Annotated in this window: 15 protein-coding genes and 2 tRNA genes; 8 read left to right on the top strand and 9 right to left on the bottom strand. The window is 63.6% G+C overall.

The genetic code is table 11. The annotated features are described in order from the left end of the window. Positions 1–90: 90 nt before the first annotated feature. From P3T21_RS15700 to P3T21_RS15690, 3 genes are read left to right on the top strand one after another with little or no spacing between them, the layout of a single operon-like run. Complete coding sequence (locus P3T21_RS15700; protein WP_429256836.1) at positions 91–834, top strand: (Fe-S)-binding protein; 744 nt, start codon at positions 91–93, stop codon at positions 832–834. Beyond that, a complete protein-coding gene (locus P3T21_RS15695; RefSeq protein ID WP_429256835.1) occupies positions 831–2222 on the top strand; it encodes a lactate utilization protein B in 1392 nt (463 codons plus the stop codon). Before P3T21_RS15700 ends, P3T21_RS15695 begins: the two co-directional genes overlap by 4 nt. Next, positions 2209–2808, top strand: a complete 600-nt coding sequence (locus P3T21_RS15690; protein ID WP_429256834.1) for a LutC/YkgG family protein — start codon at positions 2209–2211, stop codon at positions 2806–2808. Before P3T21_RS15695 ends, P3T21_RS15690 begins: the two co-directional genes overlap by 14 nt. Positions 2809–2883: 75 nt before the next feature. Here the strand turns inward: P3T21_RS15690 and P3T21_RS15685 are convergent. The 3 genes from P3T21_RS15685 to fdxA form a co-directional block, all read right to left on the bottom strand. Beyond that, positions 2884–2959: transfer RNA gene (locus P3T21_RS15685), tRNA-Asn, on the bottom strand. Positions 2960–3044: 85 nt separating this feature from the next. Beyond that, positions 3045–3120, bottom strand: a tRNA-Asn gene (locus P3T21_RS15680). 124 nt (positions 3121–3244) lie between these two features. Continuing rightward, complete coding sequence (gene fdxA / locus P3T21_RS15675) at positions 3245–3568, bottom strand: ferredoxin FdxA (protein WP_429256833.1); 324 nt, start codon at positions 3566–3568, stop codon at positions 3245–3247. Between the two features lie 360 nt (positions 3569–3928). On the opposite strand from fdxA, the gene pncB reads away from it, so the two are divergent. The 5 genes from pncB (at position 3929) to P3T21_RS15650 (ending at position 9927) form a co-directional block, all read left to right on the top strand. Further along, complete coding sequence (gene pncB, locus P3T21_RS15670) at positions 3929–5125, top strand: nicotinate phosphoribosyltransferase (RefSeq protein WP_429256942.1); 1197 nt, start codon at positions 3929–3931, stop codon at positions 5123–5125. Positions 5126–5237: 112 nt separating this feature from the next. Beyond that, positions 5238–5900, top strand: a complete 663-nt coding sequence (locus P3T21_RS15665) for a LutC/YkgG family protein (protein WP_429256832.1) — start codon at positions 5238–5240, stop codon at positions 5898–5900. Between the two features lie 43 nt (positions 5901–5943). Next, entirely contained in the window at positions 5944–7371 is a 1428-nt protein-coding gene (locus P3T21_RS15660; protein ID WP_429256831.1) for a sodium:proton antiporter, read from the top strand. An 85-nt stretch (positions 7372–7456) separates the two neighbouring features. Next, a complete protein-coding gene (locus P3T21_RS15655; protein ID WP_429256830.1) occupies positions 7457–8446 on the top strand; it encodes a 2-hydroxyacid dehydrogenase in 990 nt (329 codons plus the stop codon). After that, complete coding sequence (locus P3T21_RS15650; RefSeq protein WP_429256829.1) at positions 8443–9927, top strand: DNA recombination protein RmuC; 1485 nt, start codon at positions 8443–8445, stop codon at positions 9925–9927. The genes P3T21_RS15655 and P3T21_RS15650 overlap by 4 nt, the downstream gene beginning before the upstream one ends. 148 nt (positions 9928–10075) lie before the next feature. On the opposite strand, the gene P3T21_RS15645 is transcribed toward P3T21_RS15650, so the two are convergent. The 6 genes from P3T21_RS15645 to P3T21_RS15620 all read right to left on the bottom strand — a co-directional run bounded on the left by P3T21_RS15645 (position 10076) and on the right by P3T21_RS15620 (position 17485). Then, a complete protein-coding gene (locus P3T21_RS15645; protein ID WP_429256828.1) occupies positions 10076–10573 on the bottom strand; it encodes an N-acetyltransferase family protein in 498 nt (165 codons plus the stop codon). Next, positions 10573–10848, bottom strand: a complete 276-nt coding sequence (locus P3T21_RS15640; RefSeq protein ID WP_331595941.1) for a hypothetical protein — start codon at positions 10846–10848, stop codon at positions 10573–10575. Before P3T21_RS15640 ends, P3T21_RS15645 begins: the two co-directional genes overlap by 1 nt. Positions 10849–10894: 46 nt before the next feature. Next, the gene (moeA, locus tag P3T21_RS15635; RefSeq protein ID WP_429256827.1) at positions 10895–12205 is read right to left on the bottom strand and encodes a molybdopterin molybdotransferase MoeA; all 1311 of its coding nucleotides are present in this window, start codon (positions 12203–12205) and stop codon (positions 10895–10897) included. Positions 12206–12294: 89 nt separating this feature from the next. Beyond that, positions 12295–12909 carry a molybdenum cofactor guanylyltransferase MobA gene (mobA, locus tag P3T21_RS15630; RefSeq protein ID WP_429256826.1) on the bottom strand — a complete coding sequence of 205 codons (615 nt, stop codon included), beginning with the start codon at positions 12907–12909 and terminating at the stop codon, positions 12295–12297. Positions 12910–12922: 13 nt separating this feature from the next. After that, positions 12923–14032, bottom strand: a complete 1110-nt coding sequence (gene moaA, locus P3T21_RS15625) for a GTP 3',8-cyclase MoaA (RefSeq protein ID WP_429256825.1) — start codon at positions 14030–14032, stop codon at positions 12923–12925. 180 nt (positions 14033–14212) lie between these two features. Then, positions 14213–17485: an Rne/Rng family ribonuclease gene (locus P3T21_RS15620; protein ID WP_429256824.1), complete on the bottom strand. Its 3273-nt coding sequence runs from the start codon at positions 17483–17485 to the stop codon at positions 14213–14215. Positions 17486–18012 lie beyond the last annotated feature (527 nt).

The following is an 18012-nucleotide window of genomic DNA, read 5'->3' as shown; positions in this document are numbered from 1 at the left end:
GGTCAGACCAACTTTACCAATTTCGACAGGTGGCCGGATTCTGCGTTGTCGCCGCATGGCAGCGTCTTGTTCAACTCCTCTGGTTTCCCCATGAAAGTCGCGCTTTTCATTCCCTGTTTCATCGATGCGTTCTATCCGGAAGTCGGCATCGCGACGCTCGAACTGCTCGAGCGTTTTGGCATCGAGGTCGATTATCCGCAGGAGCAGACCTGCTGCGGCCAGCCGATGGCCAACAGCGGCGCGCAGATCGAGGCGGCCGGCGCCGAGCGCGTGTTCGCGCGCAACTTCGCGGGCTATGACTACATCGTCGGGCCGTCGGCGAGCTGTATTCATCACGTGCGGGAACACCTCACGGCGATCGGGCAGACCGATGAAGTCACCAAAGTCCGCGCAAACGCTTACGAACTCGTCGAATTCCTGCATGACGTGGTCGGCGCGCGGGAGTTTCCGTGGGCCGAGTTTCCGCACCGCGTCGGGCTGCACAATAGTTGCAGCGCGTTGCGGCATCTGCGGGAAGGATCTGTCTCCGAGATCGCCGGCGTGCCGTCTTCGAAGCCGCGCACGCTGTTGCAGGGCGTGAAAGGCGTCGAGTTCGTCAGCCTCACGCGGCCCGACGAATGCTGCGGCTTCGGCGGCACGTTCTCGGTGACCGAAGAGCCTGTCTCGGTTCGCATGGGCCAGGACAAGGTCCGCGATCACCTGAACGCGGGCGCGCAATACATCGTCTCGGGCGACATGTCGTGTCTGATGCATCAACAGGGCTGCGCCGAACGGATGAAGGCGGACGCCCGCTTCATCCATATCGCGCAGGTGCTGAACGGAGCGCGCGAATGAAGCGGATCGATCATGCGAAGGCGGCCGGCGACTTCATCGCGAAGTCAGAGCACGTCGCGTTTCACGACAGGCGCCTGTGGGATTTGCGCCAGAAGCGCGACGTGCAGGCGCACGGCATCGCCGAATGGGAAACGATGCGCGAACTGGCGTCGGGCATCAAGGAGCACACGCTTTCGCATCTTTCGGCGTATCTCGAACAGTTCGCCAGCGCGGCTGAAGCCAACGGTGTCGTGGTCCACTGGGCGGCGACGGCGGAAGAGCACAACGAGATCGTCTACCGGATCATGTCCGAACGCGGCATGACGGCGCTCGTCAAAAGCAAGTCGATGCTCACCGACGAGTGCGCGATGCGTGACTATCTGGAGCCGCGCGGCATCACGGTGATGGAGACCGACCTCGGCGAGCGCATCCAGCAGCTCGATCATCAGGATCCGAGCCACATGGTGGTGCCGGCGGTGCACAAGCTGCGCGGCGACGTGGCCGAACTGTTCGGCCGCACGATCGGCACCGATCCGGAGAACAGCGACATTCACTATCTCGCCGAAAGCCAGCGCATGAACACGCGGCCGTACTTCGTGCGCGAAAAGACGGCCGGCATGACCGGCTGCAACTTCGCGGTGGCGGAGACGGGCACGGTGGTCGTCTGTACGAACGAGGGCAATGCCGATCTGTCGGCGAACGTGCCGCCGCTGCATATCGCGTCGATCGGAATCGAGAAGCTGATCCCTCGAATATCCGATCTTGGCGTGTTCGTGCGGATGCTGTCGCGCAGCGCGCTCGGCTCGCCGGTCACGCAGTACACGTCGCACTTTCGCGCGCCGCGGCCGGGCGCGGAGATGCACTTTATCCTCGTCGATCACGGCCGGGCCGAACGGCTCGCGATGGAGGATTTCTGGTATTCGCTCAAGTGCATCCGCTGCGGCGCCTGCATGAATACGTGCCCCGTGTATCGGCGCAGCGGCGGTCTGTCGTATGGCGGCACGTATTCGGGGCCGATCGGCGCGATCATCAATCCGACGTTCGATCTGAAGCGATATAGCGCGTTGCCGTTTGCGTCGACGTTGAACGGCAGCTGCACGAACGTGTGCCCGGTGAAGATCAACATCCACGAGCAGATCTACAAGTGGCGCGAAGTGATCGCGGTGCGCCACGAGGTGCCGTTCGTGAAGAAGGAAGTACTGAAAATTGCGGGGCGTCTGCTCGCGAGCCCCACGCTGTATCGCGCGACGATCGCGTCGCTGGGCGGCGCGCTGCGGCGGTTGCCGAATTTCGTGCTGTATAACCCGCTCAATATCTGGGGCCGGCAGCGTGAACTGCCGGACGCGCCGAAAATGACTTTCCACGAGTGGTACAAAAAAAATCGCGGAGGCCGGGATGGCGACGCGTGATGCTTTCCTCGCCAGAGTGCGCGCGGCGCAGCCTGCGGCGCGCGCGCTGCCCGACGTGCCGCTGTTCGCTTCGCCCGGTGGCGACCTGTGCGAGCGTTTCACCGCGGCGCTTGGGGCGATGGGTGGAACGTGCGTCGAGGCGGCGTCGGCCACGGACGTGCACGCGCTGCTCGATGCGCGATTCGGCGCGAATGTGGTGATCTGCAGCGCGACGCCCGAAGTGCAGGGCACGCGCGCGATGGATGCAAACACGCCGCCGGCTTCGCTGGAGGACGTCGACGTGGGCGTCGTCCGCGCGCGCTTCGGCGTCGCGGAGACCGGCTCGGTGTGGTTCAGCGAGAAAGAGTATGTCGTGAATGCGCTCGGCTATCTGGCGCAGCATCTCGTCGTCCTGCTCGACCCGGCCCAGCTCGTCGACGGCTTGCAGGACGTGTACCGTCAGCCGGATTTTCGTGATGCGCGTTACGCGGTGCTTGTGACCGGCCCGTCGGCAACGGCGGACATCGAAGGCGTGCTGATTCGCGGCGCGCAGGGCGTGCGATCGTTGACGGTCGTGTGGATGGCGGCCAGCGGCGCGTCGAGCTGATGATCGAGGCTGCCGCGAAAAACCAGTGGGCGCAAAAACAAAAAGGCCCGCAACGATGCGGGCCTTCGCAATTCTTGGCTCCCCGACCTGGGCTCGAACCAGGGACCTACGGATTAACAGTCCGGCGCTCTACCAACTGAGCTATCGGGGAACAGCAGTGCAACGATGCGGTACTACTCTGCGGTACTACTTTCACGTAAAAAAGCCCGTTATGGCTAACGGGCCTTTGCAATTCTTGGCTCCCCGACCTGGGCTCGAACCAGGGACCTACGGATTAACAGTCCGGCGCTCTACCGACTGAGCTATCGGGGAACAACAACAGCAGAGAAGCGAAATTGTATGGGGTGCTTCAGGGCCTGTCAATAGCTTTTGCTCATCCTGGCCGCACTTCCATTACGCCTGGCGTACGCCAGGGCGGGCTGCAAACCCGCGCCGCTCAACGCTCGAGCAGTGCCAGCTTTTCCTTCACATCCTTGAATTCGTCGGCTTCCGGCAGCGGTGCTTTCGTCTTTGTGATGCTCGGCCAGCCCTTCGCGAGATCGGCGTTCAGCGGAATGAAGTCCTGCTGGTCGCCCGGCACGTCCTCTTCGGCATAGATTGCATTCACCGGGCACTCGGCGACACACACAGCACAGTCGATGCACTCGTCGGGGTCGATCGCGAGGAAGTTGGGACCTTCGCGAAAGCAGTCCACCGGGCACACATCAACGCAGTCGGTATAGCGGCACTTGATGCAGCTTTCGGTCACAACGTGAGTCATTCAGGCAGCTCCTGCATGCGGTATCTGGGAAGGCGAAACGCCAAAAGCGCTATTGTAGCGTAACGTCAAGAGGCGCATAGGGTAGCGGTCAACAGGGTTTATATCGTTTCGTGATTAGTTTATGGCGTGCGCGGGTTGTCGTCGCCGTCGTGACTGTGGCTGTGGTTGTGGGGGCGGTTGTGGCTGCGATTGCCGCTGCGGTCAGACTGCTCCGGACGCCACTGCGCTGGCCATCCGGCAGAGCGCACTTCGGGCCGTGGGGCGACGCGCATTCGGGTAACATGAGACAGGTCGGCCCGTCCGAGGCATGGAGCGCCCGCTGTGGCCTTCTCCGATTATTAGCAGTCCGGCTTGCTCAATATGATTATTAATTCGCTGCTCGATACTGATCTGTACAAGTTCACGATGATGCAGGTTGTTCTGCATCATTTCCCCGCAGCGAATGTGGAATACAAGTTCCGCTGCCGGACACCTGATGTCGACCTTGTACCGTATATCGACGAAATTCGCGATGAGGTTCGCCAGCTCTGCCATTTGCGTTTCTCGGACGACGAGCTCGATTACCTGCGCCGCATGCGCTTTATCAAGGGCGATTTCATCGAATTTCTCGCGCTTTTCCACCTGAGCGAAAAATACATTTCGATCAAGCCATCGGAGAAGGGCAATGGCGAGATCGACATTGAGATCAAGGGGCCGTGGCTGCATACGATTCTCTTCGAGATTCCGATGCTCGCCATCGTCAACGAGGTGTATTTCCGCAATACGCAGCAGAAGCCGGATTACACCGAAGGTCGCGAACGCCTGCGCGAGAAGATCAAGCTGCTGGGCGCCCGTCCGGAATTCGCGGAATGCAAGATTGCCGACTACGGCACGCGCCGCCGTTTCTCGAAGCAGTGGCACGAAGAGGTGATCCTCACGTTGAAGGATGGCCTCGGGGAGCAGTTCGCGGGCACGAGCAATGTGTTCTATGCGCTGAAACACGGCCTGACGCCGCTCGGCACGATGGCGCATGAGTACCTGCAGGCGTGCCAGGCGCTGGGCCCGCGCCTGCGCGATTCGCAGATCTTCGGCTTCGAAATGTGGGCCAAGGAATATCGCGGCGACCTCGGCATTGCACTGTCGGATGTCTATGGCATGCGGGCGTTTCTGCGCGACTTCGACATGTACTTCTGCAAGCTGTTCGACGGAGCGCGCCACGATTCGGGCGACCCGTTCGACTGGGGCGAGCGGCTGCTCAAGCATTACGAGGCGAACCGTTGCGACCCGCGCACGAAGATTCTCGTGTTCTCGGATGCACTCGATATTCCGAAGGTGCTGCAGCTGTACGAACGGTTCCGCGGACGCTGCAAGCTGGCGTTCGGCGTCGGCACCAATCTCACTAACGATCTCGGCTATAACCCGCTGCAGATCGTGATCAAGATGGTCCGCTGCAACGGTCAGCCTGTCGCGAAACTGTCCGATTCGCCGGGCAAGAACATGTGCGACGACAAGGCCTATCTCGCCTATCTGCGTCAGGTGTTCGGCATCGAGACGCCCGAAGAAGAAGCCGCGAAGTAAAGCGGTATCGAAGTGCGCGAACATGGCCATCCGGGCGGGTGTTCGCGAGAAGGGCGGCCGGTATAATTCTGTCGATACCGCAAGGTCATGGTCATCGACACGAGGATTGCACATGGACACATCGGTTGCCCGCCGCAACATTCTGGCTCGCATACGTGCAGCGCAGGGCCGCCCGGCCGAGCCTGCCGCATCCGAACGCGAGGCCGCCGCGGATTACCTTGCGCGCCATCCTGAAGGTCCGCGTCCACCGATGCCCGATGACCTCGTCGCACGGTTCGTCGATGAAGCGCGCAGGATGTCGACCACAGTTGAAGAAATCAATACGTTGAACGACGTTCCCGCTGCCGTGCATCGTTATCTGTCGGAGCATGGCCTGCGGGTGCAGGCCATCGCGTGGCAGACGCTGCGCGACCTCGCGTGGGCCGATGCTGGCATGACGGTGGAATTCCGCAAGCCTGAGGATCCCGATCTCGTTGGCATTACCGGCTGTTTTTGCGCAACGGCGGAGACCGGCACGCTGGTACTGCTTTCCGGACCGGAAACGTACGCATCCGCTGGCCTCCTGCCGGAAACGCATGTTGCAATCGTCCCCGCATCCTGCATCGTCGCGGGTCATGAGGACGCGTTTCGCCTGATCCGTGCCGAACGCGGCGAGTTGCCGCGCGCGGTCAATTTTGTGTCCGGACCGTCGCGTACCGGCGATATCGAACAGACCATTGTGCTCGGCGCACATGGCCCTTACCGGGTTCATGCCATTGTCGTACGTGGCGCGTGAAGCGCCGCGCGGCTCGCCCGCAGATCTCAAACCGGATTCTGATATGAAAAGACGTACCGCGTCTCACGCGGGCATGGCGCTTGTCGCCATGCTTGTGACGTTCCCGCAATTTGCTTCTGCTGCCACGCCAGACGGCGCAACGCTTTCCGCGCTCTGGGGCGTGCCGTTTGCTGGCGTACTGCTTTCGATCGCGATCTTCCCGCTCGTCGCGCCAGCGTTCTGGCATCACCACTTTGGCAAGATCGCGGCGGCGTGGGCAGCCGCATTTCTCGTGCCGTTCGCCGTGGCCTTCGGCGCGGACGCCGCGTTCGGCACGCTCGTACATGCGCTGCTCGAAGAATACATACCGTTCATCGTATTGCTTGCCACGCTCTATACCGTAGCGGGCGGCATCTGCGTGCGCGGTAATCTGCATGGCTCGCCACGGCTCAATACGGGCATTCTCGCGCTCGGCACCGTGCTCGCCAGCATCATGGGCACGACGGGCGCGGCGATGCTGCTGATTCGCCCGCTATTGCGCGCGAACGACAACCGCAAGCACGTCGTGCATGTTGTTGTGTTCTTTATCTTTCTGGTCGCCAACGCCGGTGGCTCGCTGTCGCCGCTCGGCGACCCGCCGCTTTTCCTCGGCTTCCTGAACGGCGTGAGCTTTTTCTGGACTACGACGCATCTCGCTCTGCCGATGCTGTTTATCTGCGTCGTCCTGCTTACCGTGTTTTATGCGCTCGATTCCTACTATTTTCGTCGTCGCGAAGAAGCGCGCAAACCGTTCCTCGATCCAACGCCGGATTCGGCGCCGTTCGGTCTCGACGGCAAGATCAATTTCGTGCTGCTTGGCGCGGTGATCGCGCTGGTGCTGATGAGCGGCCTGTGGAAACCGGGCACCGAGTTCAACGTGTTCGGCACGCACGTCGCGCTGCAAAACGCCGTTCGCGACGCCGCGCTGATCGTGGTGACGCTCGTGTCGCTCGCCATCACGCCGCGCGCCGCGCGCGCGGGCAACGATTTCAACTGGGCACCCATCGAGGAAGTGGCGAAACTGTTCGCCGGTATCTTCGTGACGATCGCGCCGGTCATCGTCATCCTGCGTGCGGGCGAGGCCGGTGCGTTCGCGGGCATCGTTCATCTGGTCAACGACGCGTCGGGCCAGCCGCACGACGCGATGTATTTCTGGGCGACGGGTGTGCTGTCGTCGTTTCTGGATAACGCTCCAACCTATCTGGTGTTTTTCAACCTGGCCGGCGGCGACGCGCAGACGCTGATGACCACCGGCGCCACGACGCTCGCGGCGATATCGGCGGGTGCGGTGTTCATGGGCGCGAACAGCTATATCGGCAACGCGCCGAACTTCATGGTGAAAGCGATCGCGGAGTCGCGCGGCGTGCGTATGCCAGGTTTTTTCGCGTATCTCGGCTGGGCTGTGGTCGTGTTGATGCCGGTGTTCCTGGTGACGACCTGGCTGTTTTTCTGATTCCGTGTCGATTCTGTACCTATAGCAACGTAATGAGGCCAGCGCCCGGTACAGGCGGCGCCGGCGGGAAACCCGGAGAATGGCAATGCAGAAGATTCTTGTGGCGCGTCCGATCTTTCCGGACGTGATCGATCGGCTCAAGCAGTATTTTGATGTCGACTGGAATAACGGCGATGTACTCAGCGTCGACGAACTCGCGCGTCGGCTCGCCGACAAGGACGGCGCGCTGACTGCCGGTGACCCGGTGGGCGCGGCCGCACTCGCCGCCGCGCCGCGGCTGCGCGTGGTGGCCAACATGGCCGTCGGCTATAACAATTTCGACATGGCAGCGTTCAACCGCGCGAACGTGCTCGGCACGAATACGCCCGACGTGCTGAACGAATCGACGGCCGATTTCGGCTGGGCGCTGATGATGGCGGCGGCGCGCCGCGTTGCCGAGTCGGAACACTGGTTGCGCGCGGGTCACTGGCAGAAATGGAACTACGACAGTTTCCTCGGCGGCGATGTGTACGGGTCGACTCTCGGCGTCATCGGTATGGGACGCATCGGCCAGGCGCTCGCGCGCCGCGCGCGCGGGTTCAACATGCAGGTGATCTATCACAACCGTTCGCGCGTCGCGCCGGAGATTGAAGCAGATTTGAATGCGCAGTACGTATCGAAGGAAGAACTGCTGCGTCGCGCCGATCACGTCGTGCTCGTGCTGCCATACACGAAGGAAAGCCATCACACGATTGGCGCATCCGAACTTGTCCTGATGAAGCCGACCGCGACGCTGACCAATATCGCCCGGGGCGGTATCGTCGATGACGCGGCGCTCGTGGAAGCATTGCGCGCAAAGCGCATCGCGGCGGCTGGCCTCGACGTTTTCGAAGGCGAACCGAAGCTGAATCCCGACCTGCTCACCGTGCCGAACGTGGTGCTCACGCCGCATATCGCGAGCGCGACGGAAGCCACGCGCCGCGCGATGGCGAATCTCGCGGCGGATAACCTCATCGCGGCGCTCGGCGCGGGTCCGCGCGCCGGCCAGCCGCCCAATCCAATCAATCCTGAAGTGCTGGGGAAAGTGCGTACATGACCACTATTCTGCTCGCGGCCGTCGTCATTCTGGCGGTTGCGCTTGTCATTGCCCTGCTGGTGTTGATGCGCGGCCGTAACGCTGCAAACGGGGAAGATCGCTTCGCCGAACTCGGCGAACGCATGACCGATACCGCTGGCGCGCAGACACGCGCCTATGAACGGCTCGAACGTGAATTGCGCAACGAGATCACAGAAACGGCACGCACATCGCGTCTGGAACTGGCCGGCGGCTTTTCGCAATTCCAGCAGACGCTTGCTTCGCAGCTCACGAGTATCGCGACTGTGCAGAACAGCCAGATCGACGGCTTTGCGCAGCAACTCGTGAAACTCACCGAGTCGAACGCGCAGCAGCTCGAAGCCGTACGGCAAAGTTTGCAGCAGCAGTCGCTGCAGGCGCGGGAAGAGCAGGGTGTGACGCTAAAGCGTTTCGGCGATACGCTGACCATGCAGCTTGGGCAACTGACCGAAGCGAACGACCGGCGCTTTGCCGAAGTGCGCGCAACGATCGAGCAGCGCCTGAAGGACATCGAAGCGAACAACTCGACGAAGCTCGAAGAGATGCGTCGCACGGTCGACGAAAAGCTGCATGCGACCCTCGAACAACGCCTCGGCGAATCGTTCAAGCAGGTGTCGGACCGGCTGGAACAGGTGCATCGCGGGCTGGGCGAGATGCAGACGCTGGCAGCGGGCGTCGGTGACCTCAAGAAGGTGCTGACGAACGTGAAGACGCGCGGCACATGGGGCGAAGTGCAACTCGAAGCACTGCTCGAGCAGTTGCTGACGGCCGATCAGTATGCGAAGAACGTCGCGACGATTCCGAAAAGTGGCGACCGCGTCGAATTCGCGATCAAGCTCCCGGGCCGGCACGATTCGGGCGACGGCGTCGCCATCCCCGTATGGCTGCCGATCGACGCAAAATTCCCGCGCGAGGATTACGAGCGTCTGATCGAAGCGCAGGAGCGGGCTGATCCGGTGGCCGTCGAAGAAGCGTCGCGCGCGCTCGAAGCACGCATTCGAGCCGAGGCGCGCACGATCGCGGAGAAATACGTATCGCCGCCGCACACGACCGATTTCGCGTTGCTGTTCCTGCCGACCGAAGGGCTCTACGCCGAGATCCTGCGTCGCCCCGGTCTCACCGATCTTTTGCAGCGTGACTATCGCGTGACGATCGCTGGCCCGACGACGCTGACCGCGTTGCTGAACAGTCTGCAGATGGGCTTCCGCACACTTGCCATCGAGAAGCGTTCGAGCGAGGTCTGGCAGGTGCTGGGCGCGGTGAAGACGGAGTTCGGCAAGTTCGGCGACGTGCTGGCGAAGACGAAGTCGCAACTGGAAACCGTCACGCGTTCGATCGAACAGGCGGAAACGCGCACGCGTGTCATGAACCGCAAATTGCGCGACGTCGAAGCGTTGCCAGGAGAAGAGGCGAGCGGTCTGCTCGGCGACGCGCTTTCAGGCGCGGATGCGGACGAACCGTGACGCAGGTCCAAGCGCGCTGCGTCTGGTGAGCCGCGCGCATGAAACGTTTTGACGCCGGCGATCAGGCGGGGCGATCAAAAGCGACCTCGCCATACGAGCGTGGGTGACGGAAATCAGCTTGTCCCGGCATTACCCGACGTCGCGAAAATCAGTCCGCCTTGACGCCGCCCGACGCCGCCAGCCGTTCGAGCGCATCGCCCGTCATGCGCACGATGCGCCAGTCGGGCATCACGCTTGCGCCCATCTTCTCGTAGAAGTCGATGGCCGGCTGGTTCCAGTCCAGCACGGACCATTCGAAGCGTCCGCACTGGCGCTCGACGGCCAGTGCCGCGAGATGCTGCAGCATCGCGGTGCCAAGGCCCGTACCGCGTTGCGACGGTTGCACGTACAGATCTTCGAGATACAACCCGCGGCGGCCGAGAAACGTCGAGAAGTTGTGGAAGAACAGCGCGAAGCCGACGATGCGTCCGTCCGCTTCCGCGACTAGCGCTTCCGAAGACGGCCTGTCGCCGAACAGCGCATCGTGCAGACCTTGCTCGGTGGCGACGAACAGATGCGTGAGCTTTTCAAACTCGGCCAGCTCGTAGATCAGCGCGAAGATCGCGCTGATATCGGCGGGCGTCGCTGCGCGGATGTTCGCGGCCATTACGCTTCTTCCGGCGCGTCGGACAGATGGATCTCGATGCCGCCGAAGCGCGACGCAACCCAGTTGTACGCGTGGCAGGCAATCCACAGCAGGATGAAGCCGAGAATTGCGTTCAGAAGCAGTGCGCTGAACACGGTACTCAGTTCGACCGAGCCATAGCGGATGAACGCGACCAGTACGCCCAGCAGCACGATCGGCACGCTGAACGTCAGATAGACCAGGATCAGCGCCTTGGCGGTCTGTCCCGGCGCGATGAAGGAGATCTGCTTTTTCATTTGAATCAAACCCGCTGGTCGTAGTGGTTTCGTGGAAATGAGGTGTTCAGACGAGGCCGTCGAACAACATGATGTCGACGGCGTCGCCTGCATCGATGTCGGATTGCTCGTGAGCGAGCATGAGGAAACAGTTCGCTTCGCTCATCGAGCTGAGCACGCCGGAGCCTTGCGAGCCGGTTGGCGTGACGCGCCACTGGCCGTACTCATCGCGCGTCGCGACGCCGCGCTGGAACTCGGTGCGCCCCGCACGTTTGCGAATGGCCTGCGTGCTGGTTGCCGTGATCACCGGCTGCGGCGGCACCGTGGCGCCCGACATGACGATGAGCGCTTCGCGCACGATCTGGTAGAAGGTCACCATGACCGCGACGGGGTTGCCCGGCAGGCCGAAGAACAGCGCCGGCTGACCGGCGCCCGGCCGGCCGCCCGACCAGACGCGCCCGAACGCGAGCGGCCGCCCTGGGCGCATCGCGAGACTCCAGAACGCGACGTCGCCGAAGGTGCGCACCAGCTGCTTCGTGAAATCCGCTTCGCCGACCGACACGCCGCCGGACGTCAGCACGACGTCCGCGCTTTCGGCGGCGTTGCGCAAGGCCGCTTCGAGCGCGGCCGGTTCATCGCGGACGACGCCGAGATCGAGCGCGACGATGTTCATCCGGCGGAGCATCGCGAAAAGCGTGTGACGGTTGCTGTCGTACACGCAACCGGGATCGAGCGGCTCACCGAGCGAGCGCAGTTCGTCGCCGGTCGAAAAGAACGCGACACGCAGACGTCGGCGGACTGACACTTCACCGATGCCGAGCGACGCCAGCAGGCCGAGGTCGGACGCACGCACGACACGGCCTGCGCGCAGCGCGGGCTGGCCCTGCGCGAGGTCTTCGCCGGCGAGGCGGCGGTTTGCGCCGCACGTCAACGCGTTCGCAGGGAAATGGATCGTCTCGCCTTCGCGAGTCACGACTTCCTGCGGCACGACGGTGTCGCAGCCGGACGGGATCAGCGCGCCGGTCATCACGCGCACGCATTCGCCTGTCTTGATCGTGCGCTCGAACGCGTGGCCTGCGAGCGCCTTCCCGGCGACCCGCAATCCGATCGTGCCCGGTTGTCCCGTAAGCGATGCGCCGGCGAGCACCGCGCCGTCGAAGGCGTAGCCGTCCATCGCCGAGTTGTCGTGCGCGGGTACGCTGATCGGCGAAACGATGTCTTCAGCCAGCACGCGATCGAGCGCGTCGTGCAGCGGCACGCGTTCGACGGCCGTCACGGGGCTCGCCCACTCGCGCACGATTGCCTGCGCCGAGGAAACAGGCAGCGCGTGAGGGTCGTACTGGACGATACAACGTGAAAAGTCGTTAGGCGTGGTCATGGGTGGAGAAGCGTCGCGGCCGGATGCGGGTCCGGCGATCGTCTCGTGACGCGTGCGGCCGGAGGCGGCTTTTGCAGCTGCGCAAGGTCTTATGCCCGTTCGAGATCGGCGAGTTCCTGCAAGGAGTTGGCATTGTAAAACGCGCGCCCGTCCGCAAAGGCGACTTCGACGGTCGTGTGGCGCGCGTACCACGCGCGGACCTTGCGCTCGCCAGCCGCCAGAAAGGCCGCGAGATCGTCGGCGAGCGATGTGCGTAACAGCGCGATCACCGGGTGCATCGAGACTTCGCCATTCACATTGCGGGTCGTGGCTGTGGCAATGTCGGCCGTGTTGGCTTCGAGTGCCTCCGCCAGGTGCCGGGCGAGATCGGCGGGCAGATTCGGCGTGTCGCAGGGCGCACTCAGCACGAACTCCGTTTTCGCCGCGCGCAGCCCAGCCAGCAGTCCGGCCAGCGGGCCCGGGAAATCCGGCAACGTGTCGCCGATGACCGTCGCGCCGAATGGCTCGCCCAGTTCGGCGTAGCGGTCGGCATGGCGATTGGCGCTGATCAACAGCGGCCCGGTCTGCAGCGCGAGGCGTCTCAGCACATGAAGCGCAAGCGGCTCGCCGTGCAGCCGTTGCAGGCCCTTGTCGAGGCCGCCCATGCGCGTACCGCGTCCGCCTGCGAGAACGAGTCCGGTGATCTGTCCGGTGGGGATCGACATGAACGCGACGGCCTCAGCCGCCGATGTACGACATTTCGACGCGCCGCTCGTCCGTCGCGTTCGGGGTCGCGCTGGCGCTGCCGCGCAGCTGCGAATAGCGGTCGGCGCGCGTGTGCCAGATACGGGCCACCGCGGTGGCGATGTCGGCGTCGCTGGCGCCGTTGCGCACCAGCGCGCGCAGATCGTGTCCGGACGAGGCGAACAGGCACAGGTAAAGCTTGCCTTCGGTCGACAGCCGCGCGCGCGTGCAGCTTCCGCAGAACGCACGCGTGACGCTGGAGATGACACCGATCTCACCGCTGCCGTCAGCGTAACCCCAGCGCTGGGCGGTCTCAGCGGCGCTATGCGCTTCGAGCGGCACAAGGGGAAGGTCCGCATCGATGCGCGCAACGACGTCGGCGGAAGGCAGGACTTCGGTCATATTCCAGCCGTTCGACGTGCCGACGTCCATGTATTCAATGAAACGCAGTACCGCGCCCGTGCCCCTGAAGTGGCGCGCCATCGGGACGATTTCGGTGTCGTTCGTGCCGCGCTTCACGACCATGTTCACCTTGAGGGGCGCGAGGCCGACCCCGTGCGCGGCTTCAATGCCTTTCAGCACGTCGTCGACCGAGAAGTCGGCGTCGTTCATCCGGCGGAATAACGCATCGTCGAGCGCGTCGAGACTGACGGTGACGCGCGTCAGGCCCGCGTCCTTCAGACTTTGCGCCTTGCGGGCGAGCAGCGATCCATTGGTGGTGAGCGTGAGATCGAGCGGACGGCCATCGGCTGTTTTCAGCGCGGCGAGGCGTTCGATGAGGAATTCGAGGTTCTTGCGCAGCAGCGGTTCGCCGCCCGTCAGACGGATTTTTTCCACGCCATGTTCGACGAATACGCGCGCGAGGCGCTCGATTTCCTCAAACGTGAGCAGGGCGCCGTGCGGCAGGAACGGATAGTCCTTGTCGAAAACCGCGCGCGGCATGCAGTAGACACACCGGAAGTTGCAGCGATCGGTGACCGAGATGCGCAGGTCGCGTAGCGGCCGGGCAAGCGTATCCGTCAGTTCGCCACGCGGCGCGTGCGCGGGACCGGAGAAATCCGGAATCGCGCTGACATCGGCAACAGGGATGATGCGTCGGGACATGGTCGCTTTCGTGTCGGCTAGATATTCATTCTAGCGGAAACGGGGTGCTCGCTGCCCCCGGCCTGCGCGACATGGGGACATACCTGGTATCGGAGCTGGCGCACGCCAGGCGCGCGTGTCCTGCCCAAAAAACAAAAAGCCCGCCGGTGAGGGCGAGCTTTCTGCATCCAGCGGTGAAGCTTACTGCGAGTGTTTTGCGGTTTCGACCTGCTGCATCGGCGCGCTGTCGACCGGCGGAAGCGGCTTGCGCTCGCGTGCGACGCGTGCCGGCTTGACGGTCTGGGCCGCCGCTTCCTGCGCGGCGCGCAGCTTGTCGGCGTCCGTGTTCACCCACACGAGACCGGCCTTTTCGAGCACCGGCTGGAGGGCTTCGGCCGACAGGCCGTTCGAGCGCGATGCTTCGCGTGCCACGACCGGGGCTGCGGCTACCGGCGCCTGAACTGCAGCGACGGGCGCTTCCACTGCGGCAACCGGGACTTCAACAGCGACCGGTTGCGGTTCGGCGCGGACCTCGGCTTGCGGCGCCTGAACGACAGCGACGGCTTCGATACCTGCGTCGTGAACCGGCGCAGGCATTGGTTCAGCTTGCGTTTCGACGACCAGCGCTGCCGTGTGCGCAACCTGCCCGGCTTGCGCGACCGCTTCGCTGACAGCCGGTGCAACGGGCGCCGCGGGCGCAACCGGAGCAACCGGAGCAACCGGAGCAACCGGAGCAACCGGAGCAATTTCCACCGGAGCCGGTTCGACGTAAGCCGCTGCCGGCGCTTCAACTGCTGGCGCAGCATGAGCAACCGGTGCTTCATCGGCTGGCACGACCGTCTCCGACTTCGCAGCCTTTTCGACGGCGAGCGCCGGCGTTTCGGCCGACGCGTGCAGTTCAGAGACGACGGCGGTTTGCGTCGCGACTGCTGCGACGGCGGCTTCCACCGGCGTCACATCGTTTGCTTCGCTACGTTCGACGCGCTGTTCCGGCATACGCACCGGGGCATCGGCTGCGGCGCTGACAGTATCGCCTTCTGCTTCGGCGACATCGGCGGCCAGATTGACGTTCGAGCCGTCTTCCTCGCGCTCGCGACGACCACCGCGACGACCGCGACGGCGACGGCGACGCTCTTCGCCATCGCGCGCAACCGCTTCCTGATCGACCGGAGCACCGCCCTCAGTGACATCTGCCTGTGCCGGCAGGGCCGTTTCCAGTGCTGCGTCCTGATTCAGCGCTTCCACGCCTTCCTGCGGCTGGCGGGTGCGACGCTCGCCCCGTTCGCGGCGCTCGCCGCGTTCCTGGCGTTCGCCACGCTCGGCGCGCTGTGCACCTTCGTTTGCTTCTACGCGTTCGCCGCGTTCCTGACCACGCTCGCCACGGCCATCGCGACCTTCGCGCGGCTCACGGCCTTCACGTGCCTCACGCGGCTCGCGACCGTTGCGCGGCTCACGTGCTTCACGCGGTTCACGTTGCTCGCGCGGTTCGCGTGCCTCACGGCCTTCGCGACCTTCACGCGGCTCGCGGCCTTCGCGTTCCTGACGCTGCGCCGGTTGACCCTGACGGCCACCGGTCGCGCCTTCACCACGGCCGGCCGCATCGCGACCCCCTGCGCCACCGCGACGATTGCGGTTGCGATCGCCACCACGCTCACCTGTACGCTCGCCACGCTCCGCACGTTCACCACGTGCCGGACGCGTCGGCTTTTCGGCCTGAGCCGGTGCCGGAGCAGGCGCTGCCGGCGCCACGCCGAACAGGTTCTTCAGCCAGCCGATGAACCCACCCCCTGCCGGTGTCACGGCGACAGGCGCCGGAGTTGCCGCTACCGGCCTGACAGGCGCGCTCGGTGCCGGCTTTTCGGGCGTGATGCCCTTGACCGCTGCTTCCTGCTTCGGCTTCACTTCTTCGGTACGCTTGCTGTAACCGGTTTCCGATTCCAGCTCGCGAGCCGCTTCTTCGGCCATCTTCCACGAAGCGCGCGGATCGTCGAGGCGCGCATCGTCGTGACGCAGGCGCTCGAGCTTGTAGTGCGGCGTGTCGAGGTGCTTGTTCGGGATCAACACGACGTTGACCTTGAAGCGCGATTCGATCTTGTTGATTTCCGCGCGCTTTTCGTTCAGCAGGAAGGCGGTCACTTCGACCGGCACCTGGCAATGAATGGCCGCGGTGTTTTCCTTCATCGCTTCTTCCTGAATGATCCGCAGCACCTGCAGCGCGGACGATTCGGTATCGCGGATGTGGCCCGTGCCGTTACAGCGCGGGCACGTCACGTGGCTGCCTTCCGACAGGGCCGGACGCAGACGTTGACGCGACAGTTCCATCAGGCCAAAGCGCGAGATCTTGCCCATCTGGACACGCGCACGGTCGTGCTTCAGCGCATCTTTCAGGCGCTGCTCGACTTCGCGCTGGCTCTTGGCCGATTCCATATCGATGAAGTCGATCACGATCAGGCCGCCCAGGTCGCGCAGACGCAACTGGCGGGCCACTTCGTCGGCGGCTTCGAGGTTGGTGCGCGCGGCGGTTTCCTCGATGTCGGCGCCCTTGGTGGCGCGGGCCGAGTTCACGTCGATCGCGACGAGCGCTTCGGTGTGGTCGATCACGATCGCGCCGCCCGACGGCAGCGGCACCGTACGCGAGTACGCCGTTTCGATCTGGTGTTCGATCTGGAAGCGCGAGAAAAGCGGCACATCGTCGTGATACCGCTTCACCTTGCTGACATTGTCCGGCATCACGATGTCCATGAAGGCGCGTGCCTGGTCATGGATTTCGGTGGTGTCGATCAGGATTTCGCCGATATCCGGCTGGAAGTAATCGCGAATCGCGCGGATAACCAGGCTCGATTCGAGATAAATCAGCATCGGTTGACCCGACGAGCCGCTTTGCGACGCAGCTTCGATCGCGCGCCACAGCTGCATCAGGTAGTTCAGGTCCCACTGCAGCTCTTCGGCGGAACGGCCGATCCCGGCCGTGCGCGCGATGATGCTCATGCCTTCCGGCAGTTGCAGCTGCGCCATGGTTTCGCGCAGCTCCTGACGGTCGTCGCCTTCGATCCGGCGCGACACGCCGCCGCCGCGCGGGTTGTTCGGCATCAGCACGAGGTAACGGCCGGCCAGCGAGATGAACGTGGTGAGGGCTGCGCCCTTGTTGCCGCGTTCTTCCTTTTCGACCTGAACGATCAGTTCCTGGCCTTCGCGCAGCGCATCCTGGATGCGTGCGGAGCGCATGTCGACGCCGTCACGGAAATACTGGCGGGCGACTTCCTTGAACGGCAGAAAACCGTGGCGATCTTCGCCATAGTTGACGAAACAGGCTTCGAGCGACGGCTCGATGCGGGTAATGACGCCCTTGTAGATATTGCCTTTGCGCTGTTCGCGGCCGGCGGTTTCTATATCGATATCGATGAGTTTTTGCCCATCGACGATGGCGACGCGCAGTTCTTCCTGCTGCGTCGCATTAAACAGCATGCGTTTCATTGAACGGCTCCAGAGCGGCTCTGCCTGCCCGCGTTCCGGTTGTCAGCCAGAACGTCGAGGACAGCGGCATGCCGCGCCTTATTGTGTTTTCACAAGCACGCTGGAGCGGGAACGATGGTGGGAGAATTGCCAGATACGGCCGGTCCGGCATACGGACACGGAGCCGCTGGGCACACGCGAATACGGCTTCAAATAACGGCACGACACGCCGCGGGTTCTGGCAGTCCGACCTGCATCGCCTTCATGTGTCCTTCCGGCGCGCCAGCTATGCGCAGGACCATCCGGACGAAGGCTGCGGCCATGCCGCAGCGGGAAGCTTGCTCAAAACGCCCGACTTCCCACTCGGGGTGTCTCACCTCATTTTGACGTCGCCATGTCCCGCACTCTCTGCAGGACGCGCTCGGGCGCACGCCGTATATTCGCAACCAGGAGCATCACGCGGGGCCATCAAACCGCCCGCGACCTACGCTCACCGGATAAATTCTTTTTTACCAACATTCCGTTACCGTCGGAACCGACCGTGACCG

The sequence above is a fragment of the Paraburkholderia sp. GAS334 genome (genome assembly GCF_050436625.1).
Taxonomy (GTDB): domain Bacteria; phylum Pseudomonadota; class Gammaproteobacteria; order Burkholderiales; family Burkholderiaceae; genus Paraburkholderia.
The sequence above is the reverse complement of the archived record's forward strand: the minus strand, read 5'-3'. Positions and strand labels throughout refer to the sequence as shown.